Here is an 18,395-nt window from a genome sequence, read left to right as displayed (position 1 = left end):
CGGCGCGTAGACCGTCGGATCGACCCAGATGTTGATGACCGCTCTTGCTCGTCCATTCACAGGACGCCGCGCTGCGTGTCACTCGCTGTGATATACAATATTCCAGACACAAGCATCATCCGATTGATACAAACCCTGTGATGCACCGCATCAATCACCGGACCTCCCACACATCAACAGTTCGCGCGCGTTTCATACTGCATCGCACAAATTCCCGCCTTCCGTTTTCAGTGTCTTCGAAAGTTTATTTCAGCACGACAACTCGAGCATTCTTCCGAGCCGTGCGAATTCCCATTAGAGGACATCAGGAGACGCAATGAACATCCACGAATACCAGGCGAAAGCGCTGTTACGAAAATACGGCGTCGCGGTGCCGGAGGGCCGTGTCGCCTTTTCAGCGCAGGAAGCCGCCGACGCCGCCAGCGCGATGCCCGGCCCTGCCTGGGTCGTCAAATCGCAGATTCACGCGGGCGGCCGCGGCGCGGGCCGCTTCATCAACGATCCCGACGGCAAAGGCGGCGTGCGCGTCGTGAAATCGGTGGACGAGGTGCGTGAGAACGCCCAGAAGATGCTCGCGTCCGTGCTCGTCACGAAGCAGACAGGACCGGCGGGCAAGGAAGTGAAGCGTCTCTACGTCGAAGAAGGCTGCGATATCGTGCGCGAGCTGTATCTCGGCATGCTGGTCGATCGCGCGAGTTCGCGCATCACGATCATGGCGTCGACCGAGGGCGGCATGGAAATCGAGGAAGTCGCGCATCGCACGCCGGAGAAAATTCTCAAAGTCGCGATCGATCCGGCGACCGGACTTCAGCCCTTTCACACGCGGCAGATCGCATTCGGACTCGGGCTCGCCGGGAATCAGGTCAAGGCGGCGTCCAAATTCATCGGCGCGCTGTATCAGGCGTTCGTCGATCTGGATGCGTCGATTGTCGAAGTGAATCCGCTCGTCGTGACCGGTTCGGGCGATGTCATCGCGCTCGACGCCAAGCTCAATTTCGACGACAACGCGCTCTACCGCCATCCCGATATCGAAAAGCTGCGCGACGAGGACGAGGAAGATCCCGCCGAAATCGAAGCGGCGAGGCACGGCCTCAATTACGTGAAGCTCGACGGCAACATCGGTTGCATGGTGAACGGCGCGGGCCTCGCGATGGCCACGATGGACATCATCAAGCTTTACGGCGGCGAGCCGGCGAACTTTCTCGACGTCGGCGGCGGCGCGACGCAGGAACGCGTCGCGACCGCGTTCAAGCTGATCCTGCGCGATCCGAAGGTGAAAGGCATTCTCGTCAACATCTTCGGCGGCATCATGCGCTACGACGTGATCGCGCAAGGCGTCGTCGCGGCGGCGCGCGAGATCGATCTGAGCGTGCCGCTCGTCGTGCGCCTCGCGGGAACGAACGTCGACGCGGGCCGCGAGATTTTGCGCACGTCCGGCCTCGCCATCATCCCCGCCGAAAATCTCGCCGATGCCGCCGACAAGATCGTTTCCGCCGTCGTTGCAGGAGAGTCCAAATGAGCGTTCTCATCGACAAGAATACGAAAGTGATCTGCCAGGGCTTCACCGGCGCGCAAGGCACCTTCCACTCGGAACAGGCGATCGCGTACGGCACGCGTATGGTCGGCGGCGTGACGCCCGGAAAAGGCGGCACGACGCATCTCGATCTGCCCGTGTTCGATACCGTCGCAGATGCGGTCGCGAAAACCGGCGCCGATGCCTCGGTGATCTACGTGCCGCCGCCCTTCGCCGCCGATGCGATCCTCGAAGCCATCGATGCGCACGTCCCGCTCATCGTCTGCATCACGGAAGGCATTCCGGTGCTCGACATGCTGCGCGTGAAGCGCGCGCTCGCGGGTTCGGAAAGCCGGCTCGTCGGGCCGAACTGTCCGGGTGTCATCACGCCGGGGCAATGCAAGATCGGCATCATGCCGGGGCATATTCATCGGCCGGGGAAGATCGGCGTCGTGTCGCGTTCGGGCACGCTGACGTATGAGGCCGTCGCGCAGACGACTGCGGCGGGGCTCGGGCAGACGACGTGCATCGGCATCGGCGGCGATCCGGTGAACGGGACGAATTTCATCGACTGTCTCGCGCTCTTCCTGGAAGACGATGCGACCGAAGGCATCATCATGATCGGCGAGATCGGCGGGTCGGCGGAGGAAGAAGCGGCGCAATTCCTGAAGGACGCAAAGACGAAGAAGCCGGTGGTCGGCTTCATCGCTGGAACGACCGCGCCGCCGGGACGGCGCATGGGCCACGCGGGCGCGATCATCTCGGGCGGCTCGGGCACGGCTGCCGCGAAGATCGACGCGATGAAGTCAGCGGGGATCTACGTCGCGGATTCGCCGGCCGCGCTCGGCGAAACCATGCTGCACGCGATGCGCTGAAACGAGAAAGGCCGCGCGGCAAACGCCGCGCGGCCTATTCTTTTACTGCCGCTACTTCAATCCGAAATCAGTCCAGAAAGTCGCAATTCGCCTCGACGAACGCCGCGAGATCGAGCGAATGCTGCTTCACCAGTCGTTCGACCAGCTCCGTGTCGCGCTTTTCCAGCGCTTCGATGATGCGCATGTGATCGACGATCGAGCGCGACGCCCGGTCGCTCTGCGCGATGGTCATCTTACGGATCGCGCGCACGTGCACGAAGATGTTCTTGATCGTCTCGAAGATGATTTCCGACTTCGACAGCCGCACGATGGCCGAGTGGAACGCGATATTCGCATCCGAATATTCGTCGATATGCTCGGCGGGCGTAGAGTCGCGGAAATTGTCGAACATGTGGCGCAGATGGGCGATTTCCTCGTCCGTCGCGCGCTGCGTCGCGAGGCGCGCCGCCATGCTCTCCAGCGCCGCCCACATATGAATCATCTCGACGATCTCGCGCTTGGTCTTGCGCAGGATATAAACGCCACGGCGCGGCACGGTGCGCAGAAAGCCTTCCTGCTCGAGCAGCGTCATGGCCTCGCGGATGGGCGTGCGCGACACGCCGAGCGCTTCGGTCAGTTCTTTCTCGTCCAGACGGATTTCTTCACGCGAGCGATAAATGTCCGCCTCGGCGATGGCCTGCCGCAGCTTCGCGTACGCCTGATCGCGCAGCGAAACCGTGGCATTGATCGGCTCCAGCGAAAGCGTCAGCCCGGATGGACGTACATCGGGGCGCACTTCCGGTCTGTCTACGGATTGAGTATCAGATGGCATTGATGGCTTGATTTCCCAAGTGCGGACGGCGAGCGTCGACACGCTTGCCCGAACCGCCGTTCTGGTCATCCGCCGCGAGACCGGCGAAGCGACCGTGATCCTGTGCGCGCTGCAGCATGCTCTGCGGCACCGCCGACGCAATCATAAACGTAACACCTACACCCACGGCAACCAGCGCGAATCCGACAACAACCAACAGGGCGATGCTCATTTCAGGCTCCGGTTAAATCACTCAAGAGCCCTCAGTATATGCTGCATTGCAACAGCGCGCAACATATTTTGCATCTTGTATATCAGAAACAACGCCGGTCCCTTCGCTTGCAGTTTAGGCGGCTTTTTGAGACTGCGGGGGCGGCAACGGCTTGGCCGTGCCCTGATTCACGCCCTCGCGCAGCTTGATCAATGCGAGAACCGCATCGAGCATCGGCGTGTCGACGTGCACCAGCCGGCCGATTTCCTGCACGACGGTCATCAGCGGATCGATCTCCATCGGGCGTCCCGCCTCGCAGTCCATCAGCATCGAGGTCTTGTGCGCGCCGACCGCGCCCGCGCCGTTGATGCGCCGCTCCACATCGACCCGGAAGTTCACGCCGATCTTGTCGCCGATGGCCTTCGCTTCCAGCATCATCGCCTTCGAGAGCGCGCGCGTGCCGGGATCGCTCGTCAGCACGTCGAGCGTCGCGCCGGTGAGCGCGCTGATCGGGTTGAAGCACAGGTTGCCCCAGAGCTTCAGCCAGATTTCGTCGCGGATGTTGTCGCGCATCGGCGCTTCCATGTCCGCTTTCGCCATCATGTCGTGCAGCGCCTGCAGGCGCGGCGTGATTTCGCCGCTCGGCTCGCCGATCGGAAACTTCTTGCCGTAGTGATGTTCGATGACGCCCGGCTCCGCGATCTCCGCCGCCGGCAGCAGCACGCAGCCGATAGCGCGTTGCGGACCGAACACGTCCCACTGACGGCCGCCCGGATCGACGCTTTGCAGCTTCGTGCCTTCGAGTTCGCCGCCGTGCTTGTAGAAGTACCAGTAAGGCAGGCCGTTGACGGCGGTGACGATCGCCGTTTCGGGGCCGAGCAACGGCGGAATCAGATCGACGACGCCCGGAATCGAATGCGCCTTGAGCGCGATGATCACGTAGTCCTGCGGGCCGAGTTCGGCGGGATCGTTCGTGCAGCGCACCTTGACGACGTGCTCTTCGCCATCGACTCGAAGCTTGACGCCATTAGCCTGCATCGCCGCGAGATGCGGGCCGCGCGCCACAAAACTGACGTCCGCCCCGGCGCGCGCCAGTTGCGCTCCCATATAGCCGCCGATCGCGCCGGCGCCGTACACGCAGATTTTCATGCTTCGTCTCCTGAGGGTTATCGCTTTGTTTCCTTCTGATATACAAGATACTACATTCCGTGTGCAATGAGGACAAGGCGAAATATGCAATCGCGCACGAGCGAAAACCCGCATGCGCCGGACGCGCCGCGGGCTGGAATGCGATGAGGATAGGGACGGTCAGGCTTCGACGGCCTGACCCGAAACCAGAGTATGCGACGCCGACGCGATGACATGTGACCACACATGCGCCGCGCTCGCGCGTAACGCGCGGCTCTTCCGCCGCACGAGCATGATGGTGCGCGAAGTGTCGGGCACGAGCGGAATGAAGCGCGCCCGCGCGCTGTCGCACGCGGCGCGCGCATGCATCGGCAAGATGCCGACGCCGAGCCCGGCCTCGGCCATGCGCGCAACCGCCGCCGATTGCGTGAACTTCTGGCGCACCGCGCCGGTTACGCCATGCAGCGCAAGCGCGGATTCGATCGTGCCGAGGCTGCCGGTGTCGTCGTCGAGAAGAAGAAGCGGTGTGCCGCGCAACTGCTGCCAGTCGATGTGCGCCGCCACGGACAGACGATGCGACGCGCTGACGACGGCCGCGAGTCCATCGGCGAAAAGCGGCTCTGCGACAAGTTCGTCGAGTTTGTCGGGCGCGATGACGACGCCCAGTTCCGCCTCGCCGGAGCGCACGAGTTGCAGCACGGCGTTCTGCGGCCTGTCGAGCACGACGACTGCGATATCCGGCAGGCGCTCGCGGCACGACGCGAGCATCGCGGGCAAGACGCTGGCCGTGAGCGCGCAACTGCTCGCGAGATTCACGACGCCCGGCTCGCCGAACGCCTGCGCGCGCGGCCTCAAGGCGGCCTCCAGCTCTTCGACGAGCGGCGCGATGCGCGCGAGCAGCTTGCGGCCGGTGTCGGTGAGCGCGACCTGGCGCGTGGTGCGATCGAACAGCCGCAGCGCGATCTCGTCTTCGAGTTCCCGGATGCCGCGGCTGACCGCCGATTGCGTGATACCGAATTCGTCGCCCGCGCGCGTGAAGCTGCGATGCCGCGCGAGGGTGACGAAGAGCCTCAGTTGATGCAGCGATACGCTCAACGTCGGCGCGCCGTGTTTCATTGAATCGAGCCGGTCCGCAACGACGCGTTGATCGACGACGATTCCTCCGACGTCTGCTCGACGGTGTTTTCGATCCAGCGCTTTCTCATCGGCGCGAGGACGAATTTCGCGCACAGTCCCGCCGCGATCGATGTCACTGCCGCCGTAATGAACACCGCGTTCCACGAACCGATCGACGCGAGCACCGATGCGAGCGGCACCAGCATCGACGCCGTGCCTTTCGCCGTGTAGAGCGTGCCCGCATTCGCGGCGGCGTACTTGCTGCCGAAGGTGTCGGCGCAGGTTGCCGGGAAGATCGAGAAGATTTCGCCCCAGCACAGGAACGTCATCGCCGCGAACAGCATGAAGAGATACGGATTGTGGCCGAATTCCATCAGCCCGAGCAGCGCGACGCCTTCACCGAGAAAGATGATGAACATCGTGTTCTCGCGGCCGATCTTGTCGGAGATGAAGCCGCAGAGCGGTCGCGTGAAGCCGTTGCACAGATTGTCGATGGACAAGGTCATCGCGAGCAGCGGCAACGTCACGCCAAGGAGGCTCACCGGCATCTTCGCGAAGCCGTACTCCTTCGCGATCGGCCCGAACTGCGCCGTCGCGATGACTCCGCCCGCCGCGACGAACACGAACATCAGATACAGCACCCAGAAGAGCGGCGAGCGCACCATCTGTCCGGTCGTGTAATCGATCTTTGTCGACACGACGCGCCTGGCCGGCACGATGCCTTTCGGCGGATTCGGACGCACGAGCATCAGCGCGAGCACGAAGATGCATGCGCCCTGCAGGATGCCGAAGAACATGAACGCGTGCTCGTAGCCGGAGCTCTGGATCATGTTCGAGATTGGAATCACGGTGACAGCCGCGCCCGCACCGAAGCCCGCCGCCGTCATGCCCGCCGCGAGACCGCGCTTGTCCGGGAACCACTTGAGCGCCGTGCCGACGCAGGTGCCATACACGCAGCCCGCGCCGATACCCGCGACGACCGCCGCGATGTACAGGTGCATGAGCGTGGTGGCGTGGGCATCGATCATCCAGCCGATGGCGGCACAGATCGCGCCGCCCATCACCACCGGGCGCGGTCCGAATTTATCGACGAGCCAGCCTTCGACCGGCACGAGCCATGTTTCGGTGACGATGAAGATGGTGAAGGCGGTCTGGATCGCCGCTTGTCCCCAATGGTGTTTCGCATCCATCGGAACGACGAAAAGTGTCCATGCGTACTGCAGGTTCGCGACCAGCCCCATGCATATGATGCCGATGACTAGTTGGAACCATCTGTTGTGATGACGCCCGTGCGATTGCCCGGACACAACCGTGTCTGCGCTTGCCATGTCTGTCTCCGTTATCTGTCTTAGCGCTCGTGCGGCGCTTGATGTGCTGCGAGAAGCCGGCGCGGTGCGTCGGCGGCGAGCGGTCGGTCAGGGGAAATGCTCGGTCCAGGCGGCATGGGCGAGAGGCCGCCGGTCGCGCGTATTGCGCATGTCGCGCGTCTTGAGGTGGGCGATCGATTCGCACATCGGGCAAAGATCCGCGTCAGGCGATCGAAGAATCATTTCCAGGCGGTTCCCACTAGAGTCCGGATGGTTGATGTGGCCTTTACAGGGCTTCTCGTAGTGCGAATGTACTCGTGTTGCTGCGCGGAAAATATCGGGCGATGCCTGGGGTGGAGCATGGCCGTTCGTGCCTTCCGCGACTGTCCGCCTTACAACTTTGGCGAACGTGAAAGCATCGTGGGGGAGAAAAACGATTAAGGAAAGTTAGAAAAAATTATTGTATAAGTTAGCAATCGTTAATGGATGAGAGATCGCCGTGCTGCGGAACGCCACCCTGCGTCAACTGAAGATCTTCGAGACCGTCGCTCGCCGGCTGAGCTTCTCGCGCGCCGCCGAGGAGCTTTACCTCACGCAGCCCGCGGTCTCGACGCAGGTCAAGCAACTCGAGGAACACGCCGGTTTGCCGCTGTTCGAGCAGTTGGGCAAGAAAATTTATCTGACGCCGGCGGGAAATGAAATGCTCCATTACAGTCGGGCGATCCTCGAGCAATTCCGCGAAGCCGACGACGCGATGGCGCGGCTCAAAGGCATCGCGGGCGGTACGCTCAACGTCGCCGTGATTAGCGCGGGCGATTACTTCTTTCCCCGGCTGCTCGCCGCATTCACGCAGCGCAACACTGACGTGAGACTCAACCTCGCAGTGCACAATCGCGAGGAATTGCTGCATCAGCTTTCCGACAATCTCACCGATCTTGCCGTGATGGTTCGACCGCCGCGCGACATGGACACGGTAAACGTTTCCTTCGCGCCGCATCCGTACGTGATCGTCGCGCCGCCGGATCATCCGCTCGTCGGAAAAAAGAATCTGCCGCTCGAAGCGCTGGCCGATGAGCCGTTCATCGTCCGCGAGCGTGGTTCGGATACCTGGAATTCGATGGAAGAAGGATTCGGCGGTCGGCTTCCGAACCTGAACGTCGCGATGGAAATCACCAGTACGGAGACGATCAAGCAGGCGGTGATCGCCGGCATGGGCTTGAGTTTTTTGTCCGCGCACACGATCAGCATGGAGTTGCAGGTCGGCAAGCTCGCGGTACTGGATATCAAGGGTTTTCCCGTGATGCTGAGCTGGTTCGTCGTGCATCGGAACAACAAACGCCTCCCACCGGTGGCGCTCGCGTTCAAGCAGTTTTTGATCGAAGAAGGCGCCGCGCAGATCGAAGCGATCACGCAGATCGTCGCCAAGACGGGCAAACCCAATGCATAACGCTTTATGAATAGATAAACCAAAAAACTTTAACTATCGTCTATGGATCGCTTTTCCTATCCTGCCTTCAAGCCCCACGGCCATACAGGAGACGATCATGATCCATGCAATGTACAACGACGACCGCGAAGTTCAGGCGCAAGTCTGCGCGTTCAACACCGCTTTCGAAGAACTCGACCTGATGTTCCGCTGGGACGCGCCTACGTACCGCTCGCTCGCATCGGCAGATAGCGACTACGGGAAAATTGCGCAATACATCGAGCGTCATACGCCGCATCTTTTGACGGCGTACAGCGCGGACTTTCTGTGCCAGGCGATCGTCGAACGCAAGAATTCGACGATCGAAGCGTGCCGTCAGAACACTGTCCAGTACGAAGACAGTGCGCAACGGGCGCGGCTTTGGCGGGCGCGCAACCAGGAAACGGCGCGCGTCTGACGATTCCTTCTTATACGTACGGGCGGTCCGCCGAGTCGGATCGCCCGTTTCGCATTCACGGCGTCAGGGCGTGAGCGCGACCCAGACGGCCTTCGGCTCGGTGAAGTTTTCGATCGCGACATCGCCATGCTCGCGGCCGAAGCCCGAGTCGCCGCCGCCGCCCCACGGCAAGCGCACGTCCGTGAAACCGTAGGTATTGACCCAGACCGTGCCCGCCTTCAACCCGGCCGCCATGCGATGCACGCGCCCGATGTCCGCGCTCCAGACGCCCGCGGCGAGACTGTAAGCGGTGCCATTGGCGATGTGCAGCGCGTCGGCCTCGTCGTCGAAGGGAATCACGCTCGCCACCGGCCCGAAGATTTCTTCCTGCGAGATGCGCATCTCGTGCTCGACGTTCGCGAAGACCGTAGGCTCGACAAAGTAACCGCGCTCGCCTGAGCGCCTGCCGCCCGTGACGAGCGACGCGCCCTCTCCCTTGCCGATATCGACATAATCCAGCACGCTCTTCATCTGCTTGGCGGAGATGAGCGGGCCCATATTCGTTTCGCGCTTTGACGGATCGCCGAGCTTGATTGTCTGCGCGCGCTGCGCAAGACGCTCGACGACCTCGTCGTAGACGGCGCGCTGGGCGAGAATGCGCGAGCCCGCCGAGCAGACCTGACCCGCGTTGAAGAAGATGCCGGACGCGGCCGCGCGCACGGCGCCGTCAATATTGGCGTCCGCGAAAATCACATTGGCCGATTTACCGCCCAGCTCCAGCGTGACGCGCTTGAAATTGCCCGCCGCGCCTTGCAGGATGCCGCGCCCGACGGAGGGCGACCCGGTGAACGTCACCTTGTCGACGCCCGGGTGCGCGACGAGCGCATCGCCGACGACCGAGCCCTTGCCGGTCACGATATTCAGCACGCCCGGCGGCACGCCCGCTTCCAGCGCGAGCCGTCCGACCATCAGCGCGGAGAGCGGCGTGATTTCGGCCGGCTTGACGATCAGCGTGCAGCCACACGCGAGCGCTGGCGCGATCTTCCACATGCCGATCATCAGCGGAAAGTTCCACGGAACGATCGCGGCAACGACGCCAACGGGCTCTCGCACAGTGTAAGTCAGTGCGTCGGGCCGCGCGGGCACGACCTGCCCGTTGATCTTGTCGCACCAGCCGGCGTAGTAGGCGAGTGTATCGATGGCGGCGGGCACGTCCTGGCGCTGCACGCCGGCGATCGGTTTCCCGGCGTCGAGACTTTCGAGCGCCGCCAGTTCTTCCTGGTTCTCCCGCAGCAGGTCGGCCAGCTTCATCAGGATGCGGCCACGCTCCGCGGCACGGATCGCGTTCCACGGTTTGAGCGCGGCGCGCGCCGCCAGCACCGCGCGATCGACGTCCGCCGACGTGCCTTGCGCCACATACGCGATGGGATCTTCGTTGGACGGATCGAGGTTCGTCGAATAATCGCCGCCGCTCGGCGGGACAAACTCGCCATCGATCAGCAATTCGTAGCGCTTCAGGTCGGCCGTGCTGTCCATGTCTCGCTCCTTCTACTTTTAAGGATCACCTCATGGTGGAGCAGAACGACCATTCACGGAAGCAAAACATTTTTATTGTTTATATAGGCCGGCATGTATGTACGGATATAGCGCGTGGCTCGAACGGTGATGCAACGTTACGGATGTTTAGGGCTTTTCTGATAGGACGGCGATGCCGCGTTGAAGAGAATTTTCGACTCAAATGCGACTCGCGCACGCCCTAATCGACGGCTCGGTCGCCCCTTCATCATCCCAAAGCCTGCGTCCCGCGCGATGGCAAGGAAGTCACGTGTTTCTCACCTCTGATCAACGCATCGCGCTGATGGAAACCGCCGTGCTGCAACAGGACGCCGATAGCCGAATGGCCGCTATCGATGCCCTCATCGCAGTGTTGCGCCAGCAAAATCCCAATGCCTTTCACACGAACGTGACGCTCGCGCAGCGCGTGTTCTATCATGAACCGGATAGCGATATCCCGTATCTGGGCGTGATCAAACGTCAGCGACTCGTGTCGCAAGAGCCTGTGGATGACGCCACCCGGAACGCCTGAATGCCGGCCAATCACAATATGACGCTGAACGCCCTGCCTCCCTGTCGACAATGCCAGTCGGCCTTCACTTACGAAGACGCCGGCATCTTTCTCTGCCCCGAATGCGGGCACGAATGGACCGCGCAAACGAGCGTTGAATCGGAATCGGAAACGAAGGTTTATCGCGATTCCGCCGGGAACGTTCTGCACGACGGCGATACGGTCACCGTCATCAAGGACTTGAAGTTGAAAGGCGGCGGCGGCGTCATCAAGGTGGGCACGAAGGTGAAGAACATTCGCCTCGTCGACGCCGACCACGACATCGATTGCAAGATCGATGGCTTCGGAGCAATGAGTCTCAAGACGGAGTTCGTCAAGAAAGCGTGATCTGCGTGGCGTGTCGGGTCATGTGCGATCACGCCTTGTCGAGTGCCACTGGTTGCGCAGCGGCCGCACTCGACACCGTTACTCGGCCGATACTTCGTCCTCGAACAACTGTTCATCCAACGCGGACGCGTCCGCCTGCGCCGATGGGGAAGTCTTCTTTCCCATCGCCTTTTCGATAAGTTGAATCAACGCCTGTTTGCGCTGGGCATAGAAAGTCTCGAAATCATCCTGGCGCAGCGCTTCCACGTCGATTCTATGACTCTCCAAAATTGCATTCATCGCTGCGTCATTGAGCTGCGTATGCGTCTGCAGCTTGCGCACATAACCCGACGGCGCCTGGCCGCCGATCATGCGATTCGCCTTGTATGAAATGGGCGTCTTGTTCACCACCGAGTTGTAGATTGCGCGCTTGATTCCGTTCTTCTCACACCAGTCCTGAGGAAAGATGTGGTGAATATCGAGTGCGAGTTCTTCCTGATCGAGCTTTCTGATCTCCGCTTTCCAGAAGAAGTCATGCGCCCCCTCGCGCAATAGCAGCACGTTCAAACCCTTGTACGCAGCCGAGAGACGGGAACTCATGCGGTCAAGGCGATCCGGATTGAACACGGCATCGACGACCGTTCGCGGTGTGCCATCGTTGTTTTCGATCCAGGCGAGCACGTCCTCGACGTCGTTTGCGATCCGCGTTTCGATGGCGCCACCATACAGTTCGCCCAACACGCCGCACCAGAACCATTGTGCGAGCTTGGTGTAGATCGCCGGCTCCAGCCAGCGTTCCTGCAGATGGACCATGATGGCCGCAAGCGGCGCGAGCTGCGTCCGATACGGCAGTTCTCGGGCCTTGGTGATGCACTCCATGTGAAGAAATTTGGCGGCGGCAACGAAACCTGTCTCGACCTGATTGGCCCATTTCTGATACGCCCAAAGCGGCATGGAAAGAATTGCGGCACGCTTCGCGCTGACAGGCTGCACGGCCTTTCCTGTCTTTCCTTCGTCCACGTCCGCTTTCCGGCGTTCAAGCGTATGGAGCATCGACACAGCCTGCAGGAAGTCGGTCGACTCGACGGGCGTAAGGATTTCGTCCGCGCGCAATCGCGGATACCGTCCCGTTACCTTGCGCGTTCCCGAGCCAGTCGTCACGGAGATTGAAGCCATCGGCGGCATAGGTGGCGGTGACCAGTTCGAACACGTTGAGCGGCACGCCTCCTGTGTTGACCTTTTCGAAGACCAGACAAACCGCCTCCTTGGACGTCGACCGGTCAAGCTGAATCACAGGAAGTTGATAATTTCGGAAAGCCGCCAAAACCTCCTTGCGGAACTTCATATACAAACCGAAATGTACAGGCGCATGTTCTTGCAACGCCTCTTCCCACGCGTCCGAATTGAGAATCTGGTTGCAGGGGAAATAAAGCTGTTCGCACTCCTTCTGCGTCGTGGTGAGGTCGAGCGTCACATCGCGACCGAAATTCGACCGTAACACTCGGTCTCGATCAGTTGCGACGACTGCATCCTCGAGTCGCTCCCCACCTTCCAGCGCCGTGGGAATGTGCCAGTAGTAATGCCGCTCGATCGACTTCCCTTTCTCTGTTCGGGTCTTCACGGACGTTAAAAGCGCGAGAACCTGCGTCAGGGTCGTCAGGCGTTGTTGGCCGTCGAGAATCAACAGCTCGGCATCGGGACCAGCCGACGACAAATCAACGCCTTCTACGGAACGGACCTGGAATCGTGCTTCGCCTCCTGTTTCCAGCAGCATGACCGCTCCGACCGGGAACGATCTGGCAACGCTCACGAGAAGGCTGCGGATGTGGTCGTCGTCCCAGACCCAGCCCCGCTGAAAATCTGGCAACTGGATTTTGCCTTTGACGATATCGCCGAGGATTTCGGGCAACAAGCGCTTCGTGCTATCGAAGGTACTCATGAAATTTCGGATGTCAGACGTAGCGGCACGACCGGTTCATGTGGGCGCTCGACCCGCAGAACCCGGTGATGGACACGCAATGATTCTATCAATCGCACCCGCGGCTGAAACTCATGCGCGAGTGAAACTTAGCGTTTCCAATCCGAAGCTAATTGATTGAGCTTCCCTGCCGCCGCTGGTCAACTCCGCGAAGCCGCGTGACCGTTCCTAATGGCACGCACGCCCATCTCAAAACAATCTGAATTGTCCGATATGTAGCGTCTCTGCACACCCCTACCATCTCGAAAATGACATGGGTTGCAGGGAGCACAAGATGGATTGGTACAACTCGCATCCGAAGAACGATCTCTACATCGTGATGCAGCGGGGCGCGTTGCGCGGCATCGTTCGGACCGCCTGCGCGGCGGTCGTGCTCTCCCTAGCCGCCGGTCTTGCGCTGGGACATTACGGCACGCAGACGCTGCATGTCCATCCCGAGCCCGCGACAACTTCCGCCGTCCTCTCCCCTGCGCCTGCCGACGCGACAGGAGATATCGCGCGTCTGGAAGCCGCGAACGCGTCGTTGGACGCGCGCGTGGGACAGCTTGCCGCGCAGTTGAACTCACTCAGCGCGTTCGATCAGCGTCTGCGTAAGCAATCGCCTCGCGCCACCGCGACGAGCGCGGTGACGGCCGAGCGCACCGCCTACAGCAACGCCGCGGGCGGTCCCGAACTGCCGCCTCGGTCCTGTCGAACCAGCGACACACGTTCCGATGCACGAGTCGCGCGCGGCGAACTCGACTGCCTGTCGTCTACGCTCGCCGCGCTCGAACGAGGCGTGGCGCAACGCGAGGCGGCGTGGGAAGCGTTTCCCGGACGCCGTCCGATCGGGCTCGGGCGCACCAGTTCGTCGTTTGGCAACCGGCGCGACCCGTTCACGCAACATATGAGTTTCCATCCGGGGATAGACCTTGTCGCTCCGACCGGCACGCCCGTGCTTGCGACAGCCGCTGGCCGCGTGATTCACGCGGGACCAATGCCGGGCTATGGCAATACCGTCGAGATCGATCACGGCAACGGCTTCATCACGCGCTACGCTCACGCGTCGAAGATCAACGTGCACGTCGGACAACAAGTCCAACCGGGCGCGACGATAGCCGAAGTCGGCTCGACCGGTCGCTCGACGGGCCCGCATCTGCATTTCGAAGTCCGCGTTGCCGGAAAACCGGTCGATCCGGCAGACTATCTTGCGCTGTTCGCGAGCGCGTCCGATGCGTGAAGCCGCGCCACGACGATAGACGGCGACATCAGATTTTCCCCTCGCGTACACGTCGTTCCAGCCGGAAGACGCCCGGCGGCATGAAGTATGTGCCGAACCGCACCAGCCCCGACTTCTTCAGATGACACGTCATCTCGAAGCTCACTTGCAGCCCGGGTTCGTTCGTGTCGATCATCGCCACGTCGATCGCGCGAATACGCGGTTCGTACTTCAGAAGCGTCACTTCCATCTGCTCCCTGAGCGCTTGCGATGACGCCGGCAGCGCCTTGTAGATATTGGTCAGATCGGGCAAGCCATAGTCGGGCAGATGCTTGAGCGCGCCAGCGCGCGTGTTAAGGATGCGCCGCACGTTCTGCTGCACGCTCAGCGCCTCGAGCGTGCGGTCGTCGAAATTGCCGATCGGCTCGCCATCGATCTGGCCGAGCAGCATGTCGTAGAGTGAAGGACCCGCTGGCATCAGTAGCGCCCTTCCGCGGCGAACGACTGCGACCTCATGAGCGCAACACCGCATAGAGTTCGAGCGAGACATCGGGCAGCGCTGCGGGCAGATAGACCTGACAGGCGCGCGCCGCAAGCATGCGCGCGTGCGCGGGACTCGTGGCGTCGAGCGCGAAATACTGGTTGTCCAGCCGCACCGGGATGGCTGCCGGCACGCGTTGCACGGGCTTGAGCGCGATGCCCGCCAGCGCCGAGTTCACGATGCGATCGACCTCGTCGGGCGCGCCGATCTTGCACAGATGCGGAATGCGCTCGATGAGCTCGAATGCAGGCAGCGTCGAGTTGACTGAGAGATACCAGTCGGCCGCGCCCTCCGCGATACGCTCGTCGAGAATCTGGCCGGTCCACGTCGTCGTGTTCGAATGCGTCAAATCGATAGACACGACGCGCGACGGAATGATGGCATCGAGCAGCGAACGAATGCGCGACTCCAGCTCGGCGAACACTTCATCAGCGCGCGCGTGATCGTAGAGCGGGATATCGGTAAGCTGCGAGCCCGTCGAAAAAGTCATGAGCGCGCTCACCAATTCCGACAGCACGCCGTACAGCCGTTCGGGCGGCTGATTCGGGCTCGATGCGAGGTACCGCAGCCTCGGCCACGCCGCGTGAATGCAATGCAGCAGCCAGAACAACTGCACGTCGGCGACGCCGTACTCGGCCACCTGCTCGATACGCTCACTGCGACGCGTGCCCAATGCCAGACTCTTGGCCAGCAAAATGTCGGCGATACGGGCGATGCGCTCGGTATGCAGCGCATGCGCCGCGAGCGTGAAGCACGGCGGCACGAAACGCGGGTCGAGTTGAAACTGACCGCTCGTCGATCGAGTGAGACGCGCGATGGCGCAGACGGTGTCGTCGGCGTGCGGCTCGAAGTCGAACAGCACGCGCACCGCGTGCCGCTCCGCCGCGATCTCCACTTCATCGGTACCGTTCAGGTCGGTCACCCTGACGAACTCGCGAAACGAGCGACGCGGACGCGTCAGCACCGTCTCGTCCATGCGGCAGTTGTCGCCGTTCGCATCCGGCAATGCAAGCGCGGCGAGCACCGTGACGCTTTGCCGATCGACACTCACGCCTTGCGTAAGGACCCGTGCTGGCGGCAACGTATCGGCGACCGTGCTGTCGACCGGCGTGCCATCGGGAAAGCGCAACTTCAGCCGTGTGAGCTTGACGCGCCCGGCGGCGAGCGCGTCTTCGTCGATGGCGACATCGAGCGTGCCCCACGGATGCGCCAGCGCAGCCGTGGCGACCTGGCGCAGCGCGAACTCGGTCCATCGCTCTTGCTGCTGAAAATGTTGTTGCGTGAGAATCAGGCCTTCGTGCCAGAGCGGTTTATCGATCCGCATGGATTGCGCTTCGCCTTGCTTGAAAATATGTTGACGCCGAGTGCGCCGGATACGCGTCTTTCCGATGCGAACGGTTTAGCGGTTGCTCACGGGCTTGCCCATGATTGCATCGAGCGATTCGCCGATCACGACGATTTCCGTCCGGCGGTTCTTCGCTTGTCCTTCAGGCGTGCCGTTGCTCGCCGTCGGGCGATCGTACGCAAAACCCTTCGTCTTGATGCGCGAGGCGGCGATGCCGCGCTGCTCGAGCGCCCCCGCCACGGTGTTTGCGCGATTCTCGGAGAGCGCCTGGTTATATTCGTGCGTGCCGGTGTTGTCGGTATGACCCTCGACGATCACAGGCTTCTGACTGCGCTTGAGCAGCACGACCGCGCGCTGAATGGCCGCGCCAGAGTTGCTGCGCAGGTCAGCCTTGTCGAAATCGAACAGCACGCGGTCTGGCAAGCGCACCTGCACGCCGTCCTTGATCTGCGTCACCTCGATGCCAACCTGCTGATTCAATGCGATTTCTTCGTTCCGATTCGGACCCGTGGCGCAGGCCGCCAGCAGCAATCCGGCAAGCGCACAAGTAGTAATAGAAAGAACGGACTTCATGTTTTATTGGCTTTTCGATGTGAGACTGCGTTGTTATACGGCCTGAGAGAGTCCAGACACATAGTTTGACATCCTGATCAATTTACCGGCAGAAGATCGATGCACTTCCTCTTCGACTGTATCAGGGATGAATCGCTTGCGAACGCTGGAACCGCCGCACGCAGAATTTTGACAAAATGGGCTGCGACGGTCTCGAATCGTCGCGGTCCGTCAATTAGAAATCAGTCCCGCCGCGCTCTTCGTGAGCGAAGCGGCGCTTGCCTTTGCGTCGGTGAGCGCATCGGCCGCAGCGCCGGCGTTCTGCGCGGCAGCCTTGCCCGCAGCTGATGCACGCGACACGCCTGACGCGGCCGAATCCAGCATCGCGCCGGATTTCGGCACCGACTGTTGCGGTGCATCGCGCCGCACCGGCTTCGGGTCCGCGCCTTCCATCGTGAGCAGATTGCCTTTCACGACGATCTTGACCGGATCCGTATCCTTCCACTGCTTCTTCGGGATGAGCAGCTTCCATGCGCTTGCGCTGCTGGGCGAACGGAAGAACGCCACGACGCCCACGTATTCGGCATCCTTCTGCATCGGTTCGGAGACGGTGGCGCTCGCGTCGGGGCGCAGCACGACATCCTTCGTGGCGACGAGATCGGCCTTGAGCAACTCCAGATCGGCGTTTTGCAACTGAACGTATTCGAGTTGCGCAAAGGTCTTCGAATCCTTCAATTGATAGAGCCGGATGACCGTCGAAAGCGGCTGGCCTGTCGTATTCTCGTTCAATGCGGCCCGGCTAGTCAGTTCGACATTCATCGTCTTGACCTGCGTCGTGAAGACCCATTCGGCGGCGCTTACCGTGGTGTCCCTAGTCGCTTGCCAGACGCCGCAGCCAGCAAGCGACAGAAGACTCGCCGCGGCGAGTGCGCGTGAAGCGTTGAATCGATGTTTCTGCATTGCGTTGCCCTACTTTCACTCCATGATGTGTTGGTTCGGCGAATCAGGATTGCTCATTTCCGGCGCGTCTGCGCGCTCGTTTCGCTCACGCCGAGTTTTGCACCGGATAGCGTCAACTTCAGCGGCGCGTCGTCCGGCAGTTTTCTGGCCGGAATCACCTGCTTCCACGTTCCCGACTTGTCGGCGCCTTGATAGAACGCGGCGATCGCGATGTATGCGGTGTCCTTCTGCATCGGCTGCGACAAACTCGCCGATGCGCCCGGATTGATCACCGTCGCCACGTCCGCCTGCAAATCCGGCGCGAGCACGGTCTGATCGTTGCGAACGAGTTCATCGAACGACGCTTTATCGAAGCGCTTCCGGTCCGTCAACTGATAGACGCGCACCGCCACCGATCGCGCATGGCCCGACGCATCGGGGTTCAGGTCGGCGCTCGCGCTCATGTCGACGTCGACTGTTTCGACGCGCCAGTCGGTCATCGCGTGATAGGCGTGCGCGGTGCCATCGGATGCCGCCTGCCAGATCCCGCAGCCCGGCAGCGAGACGATCGCGAGCACGCTGAACGCAGTGAAAAATTTCGACATCGTG

20 protein-coding genes are annotated in these 18,395 nt (G+C 61.6%); 7 read left to right on the top strand and 13 right to left on the bottom strand.

The genetic code is table 11. The features are described from left to right. Nucleotides 1-316: 316 nt before the first annotated feature. Both sucC and sucD read left to right on the top strand, forming a co-directional pair. Nucleotides 317-1,519, top strand: coding sequence for an ADP-forming succinate--CoA ligase subunit beta (sucC, locus tag AWB77_RS27785; RefSeq protein WP_061137675.1), 1,203 nt, complete (start codon nucleotides 317-319; stop codon nucleotides 1,517-1,519). Then, the gene (gene sucD, locus AWB77_RS27780; RefSeq protein ID WP_061137674.1) at nucleotides 1,516-2,388 is read left to right on the top strand and encodes a succinate--CoA ligase subunit alpha; all 873 of its coding nucleotides are present in this window, start codon (nucleotides 1,516-1,518) and stop codon (nucleotides 2,386-2,388) included. Before sucC ends, sucD begins: the two co-directional genes overlap by 4 nt. Nucleotides 2,389-2,455: 67 nt before the next feature. Here sucD and AWB77_RS27775 read toward each other — a convergent pair whose 3' ends face one another. From AWB77_RS27775 to oxlT, 5 genes are all read right to left on the bottom strand, one after another. Then, a complete protein-coding gene (locus AWB77_RS27775) occupies nucleotides 2,456-3,199 on the bottom strand; it encodes a GntR family transcriptional regulator (protein ID WP_061137673.1) in 744 nt (247 codons plus the stop codon). Continuing rightward, the gene (locus AWB77_RS36170) at nucleotides 3,189-3,410 is read right to left on the bottom strand and encodes a hypothetical protein (protein ID WP_051079075.1); all 222 of its coding nucleotides are present in this window, start codon (nucleotides 3,408-3,410) and stop codon (nucleotides 3,189-3,191) included. The genes AWB77_RS27775 and AWB77_RS36170 overlap by 11 nt, the downstream gene beginning before the upstream one ends. A 114-nt stretch (nucleotides 3,411-3,524) precedes the next feature. Beyond that, on the bottom strand, nucleotides 3,525-4,538 hold the full coding sequence (locus tag AWB77_RS27765; protein WP_061137672.1) for a 2-dehydropantoate 2-reductase: 1,014 nt from the start codon (nucleotides 4,536-4,538) through the stop codon (nucleotides 3,525-3,527). A 159-nt stretch (nucleotides 4,539-4,697) separates the two neighbouring features. Further along, nucleotides 4,698-5,633 (bottom strand): LysR family transcriptional regulator, encoded by a 936-nt coding sequence (locus AWB77_RS27760; RefSeq protein ID WP_061137671.1) that lies wholly within the window; start codon nucleotides 5,631-5,633, stop codon nucleotides 4,698-4,700. Further along, on the bottom strand, nucleotides 5,630-6,961 hold the full coding sequence (gene oxlT, locus AWB77_RS27755; protein ID WP_061137670.1) for an oxalate/formate MFS antiporter: 1,332 nt from the start codon (nucleotides 6,959-6,961) through the stop codon (nucleotides 5,630-5,632). Before oxlT ends, AWB77_RS27760 begins: the two co-directional genes overlap by 4 nt. A gap of 481 nt (nucleotides 6,962-7,442) precedes the next feature. Here oxlT and AWB77_RS27750 point away from each other — a divergent pair, with 481 nt between their 5' ends. Both AWB77_RS27750 and AWB77_RS27745 read left to right on the top strand, forming a co-directional pair. Next, entirely contained in the window at nucleotides 7,443-8,387 is a 945-nt protein-coding gene (locus AWB77_RS27750) for a LysR family transcriptional regulator (protein WP_061137738.1), read from the top strand. A 97-nt stretch (nucleotides 8,388-8,484) separates the two neighbouring features. After that, entirely contained in the window at nucleotides 8,485-8,823 is a 339-nt protein-coding gene (locus tag AWB77_RS27745; protein WP_061137669.1) for a hypothetical protein, read from the top strand. Between the two features lie 63 nt (nucleotides 8,824-8,886). On the opposite strand, the gene AWB77_RS27740 is transcribed toward AWB77_RS27745, so the two are convergent. Then, nucleotides 8,887-10,338: an aldehyde dehydrogenase family protein gene (locus AWB77_RS27740; protein ID WP_061137668.1), complete on the bottom strand. Its 1,452-nt coding sequence runs from the start codon at nucleotides 10,336-10,338 to the stop codon at nucleotides 8,887-8,889. A 289-nt stretch (nucleotides 10,339-10,627) separates the two neighbouring features. On the opposite strand from AWB77_RS27740, the gene AWB77_RS27735 reads away from it, so the two are divergent. Beyond that, nucleotides 10,628-10,888 (top strand): hypothetical protein, encoded by a 261-nt coding sequence (locus AWB77_RS27735; protein WP_157694932.1) that lies wholly within the window; start codon nucleotides 10,628-10,630, stop codon nucleotides 10,886-10,888. A gap of 24 nt (nucleotides 10,889-10,912) precedes the next feature. Further along, complete coding sequence (locus tag AWB77_RS27730; RefSeq protein ID WP_061137737.1) at nucleotides 10,913-11,254, top strand: zinc ribbon domain-containing protein YjdM; 342 nt, start codon at nucleotides 10,913-10,915, stop codon at nucleotides 11,252-11,254. A 78-nt stretch (nucleotides 11,255-11,332) separates the two neighbouring features. Here AWB77_RS27730 and AWB77_RS37090 read toward each other — a convergent pair whose 3' ends face one another. Together AWB77_RS37090 and AWB77_RS37085 are read right to left on the bottom strand one after the other, a co-directional pair. Continuing rightward, the gene (locus tag AWB77_RS37090) at nucleotides 11,333-12,253 is read right to left on the bottom strand and encodes a hypothetical protein (RefSeq protein WP_244158670.1); all 921 of its coding nucleotides are present in this window, start codon (nucleotides 12,251-12,253) and stop codon (nucleotides 11,333-11,335) included. Nucleotides 12,254-12,269: 16 nt separating this feature from the next. Then, entirely contained in the window at nucleotides 12,270-13,172 is a 903-nt protein-coding gene (locus tag AWB77_RS37085; protein WP_244158669.1) for a DUF262 domain-containing protein, read from the bottom strand. 313 nt (nucleotides 13,173-13,485) lie between these two features. Between AWB77_RS37085 and AWB77_RS27720 the strand changes: the two genes are divergently transcribed. Then, a complete protein-coding gene (locus AWB77_RS27720; RefSeq protein ID WP_061137666.1) occupies nucleotides 13,486-14,430 on the top strand; it encodes a M23 family metallopeptidase in 945 nt (314 codons plus the stop codon). 28 nt (nucleotides 14,431-14,458) lie between these two features. Here AWB77_RS27720 and tssE read toward each other — a convergent pair whose 3' ends face one another. The 5 genes from tssE to tssJ (AWB77_RS27695) all read right to left on the bottom strand — a co-directional run bounded on the left by tssE (nucleotide 14,459) and on the right by tssJ (AWB77_RS27695) (nucleotide 18,391). Further along, on the bottom strand, nucleotides 14,459-14,887 hold the full coding sequence (tssE, locus tag AWB77_RS27715; RefSeq protein ID WP_061137665.1) for a type VI secretion system baseplate subunit TssE: 429 nt from the start codon (nucleotides 14,885-14,887) through the stop codon (nucleotides 14,459-14,461). Between the two features lie 34 nt (nucleotides 14,888-14,921). After that, complete coding sequence (gene tssK, locus AWB77_RS27710; RefSeq protein ID WP_061137664.1) at nucleotides 14,922-16,274, bottom strand: type VI secretion system baseplate subunit TssK; 1,353 nt, start codon at nucleotides 16,272-16,274, stop codon at nucleotides 14,922-14,924. 75 nt (nucleotides 16,275-16,349) lie between these two features. Beyond that, nucleotides 16,350-16,775, bottom strand: coding sequence for an OmpA family protein (locus AWB77_RS27705; protein WP_244158668.1), 426 nt, complete (start codon nucleotides 16,773-16,775; stop codon nucleotides 16,350-16,352). 303 nt (nucleotides 16,776-17,078) lie between these two features. Beyond that, nucleotides 17,079-17,807, bottom strand: a complete 729-nt coding sequence (gene tssJ / locus AWB77_RS27700) for a type VI secretion system lipoprotein TssJ (protein ID WP_061137662.1) — start codon at nucleotides 17,805-17,807, stop codon at nucleotides 17,079-17,081. 53 nt (nucleotides 17,808-17,860) lie between these two features. Then, nucleotides 17,861-18,391, bottom strand: coding sequence for a type VI secretion system lipoprotein TssJ (tssJ, locus tag AWB77_RS27695; RefSeq protein WP_061137661.1), 531 nt, complete (start codon nucleotides 18,389-18,391; stop codon nucleotides 17,861-17,863). Nucleotides 18,392-18,395 lie beyond the last annotated feature (4 nt).

The sequence above is a fragment of the Caballeronia fortuita genome (assembly GCF_001544835.2).
GTDB lineage: Bacteria > Pseudomonadota > Gammaproteobacteria > Burkholderiales > Burkholderiaceae > Caballeronia > Caballeronia fortuita.
The sequence above is the reverse complement of the archived record's forward strand: the minus strand, read 5'-3'. Positions and strand labels throughout refer to the sequence as shown.

Coding starts and splice junctions, on each gene's coding strand:
- AWB77_RS27720 (WP_061137666.1), top strand. CDS start 13,486: ATGGATTGGTACAACTCGCATCCGAAGAACGATCTCTACATCGTGATG.
- tssJ (WP_061137661.1), bottom strand. CDS start 18,391: ATGTCGAAATTTTTCACTGCGTTCAGCGTGCTCGCGATCGTCTCGCTG.
- tssE (WP_061137665.1), bottom strand. CDS start 14,887: ATGCCAGCGGGTCCTTCACTCTACGACATGCTGCTCGGCCAGATCGAT.
- tssK (WP_061137664.1), bottom strand. CDS start 16,274: ATGCGGATCGATAAACCGCTCTGGCACGAAGGCCTGATTCTCACGCAA.
- AWB77_RS36170 (WP_051079075.1), bottom strand. CDS start 3,410: ATGAGCATCGCCCTGTTGGTTGTTGTCGGATTCGCGCTGGTTGCCGTG.
- AWB77_RS37085 (WP_244158669.1), bottom strand. CDS start 13,172: ATGAGTACCTTCGATAGCACGAAGCGCTTGTTGCCCGAAATCCTCGGC.
- AWB77_RS27765 (WP_061137672.1), bottom strand. CDS start 4,538: ATGAAAATCTGCGTGTACGGCGCCGGCGCGATCGGCGGCTATATGGGA.
- AWB77_RS27745 (WP_061137669.1), top strand. CDS start 8,485: ATGATCCATGCAATGTACAACGACGACCGCGAAGTTCAGGCGCAAGTC.
- AWB77_RS27775 (WP_061137673.1), bottom strand. CDS start 3,199: ATGCCATCTGATACTCAATCCGTAGACAGACCGGAAGTGCGCCCCGAT.
- AWB77_RS27740 (WP_061137668.1), bottom strand. CDS start 10,338: ATGGACAGCACGGCCGACCTGAAGCGCTACGAATTGCTGATCGATGGC.
- sucC (WP_061137675.1), top strand. CDS start 317: ATGAACATCCACGAATACCAGGCGAAAGCGCTGTTACGAAAATACGGC.
- AWB77_RS27760 (WP_061137671.1), bottom strand. CDS start 5,633: ATGAAACACGGCGCGCCGACGTTGAGCGTATCGCTGCATCAACTGAGG.
- tssJ (WP_061137662.1), bottom strand. CDS start 17,807: ATGCAGAAACATCGATTCAACGCTTCACGCGCACTCGCCGCGGCGAGT.
- oxlT (WP_061137670.1), bottom strand. CDS start 6,961: ATGGCAAGCGCAGACACGGTTGTGTCCGGGCAATCGCACGGGCGTCAT.
- sucD (WP_061137674.1), top strand. CDS start 1,516: ATGAGCGTTCTCATCGACAAGAATACGAAAGTGATCTGCCAGGGCTTC.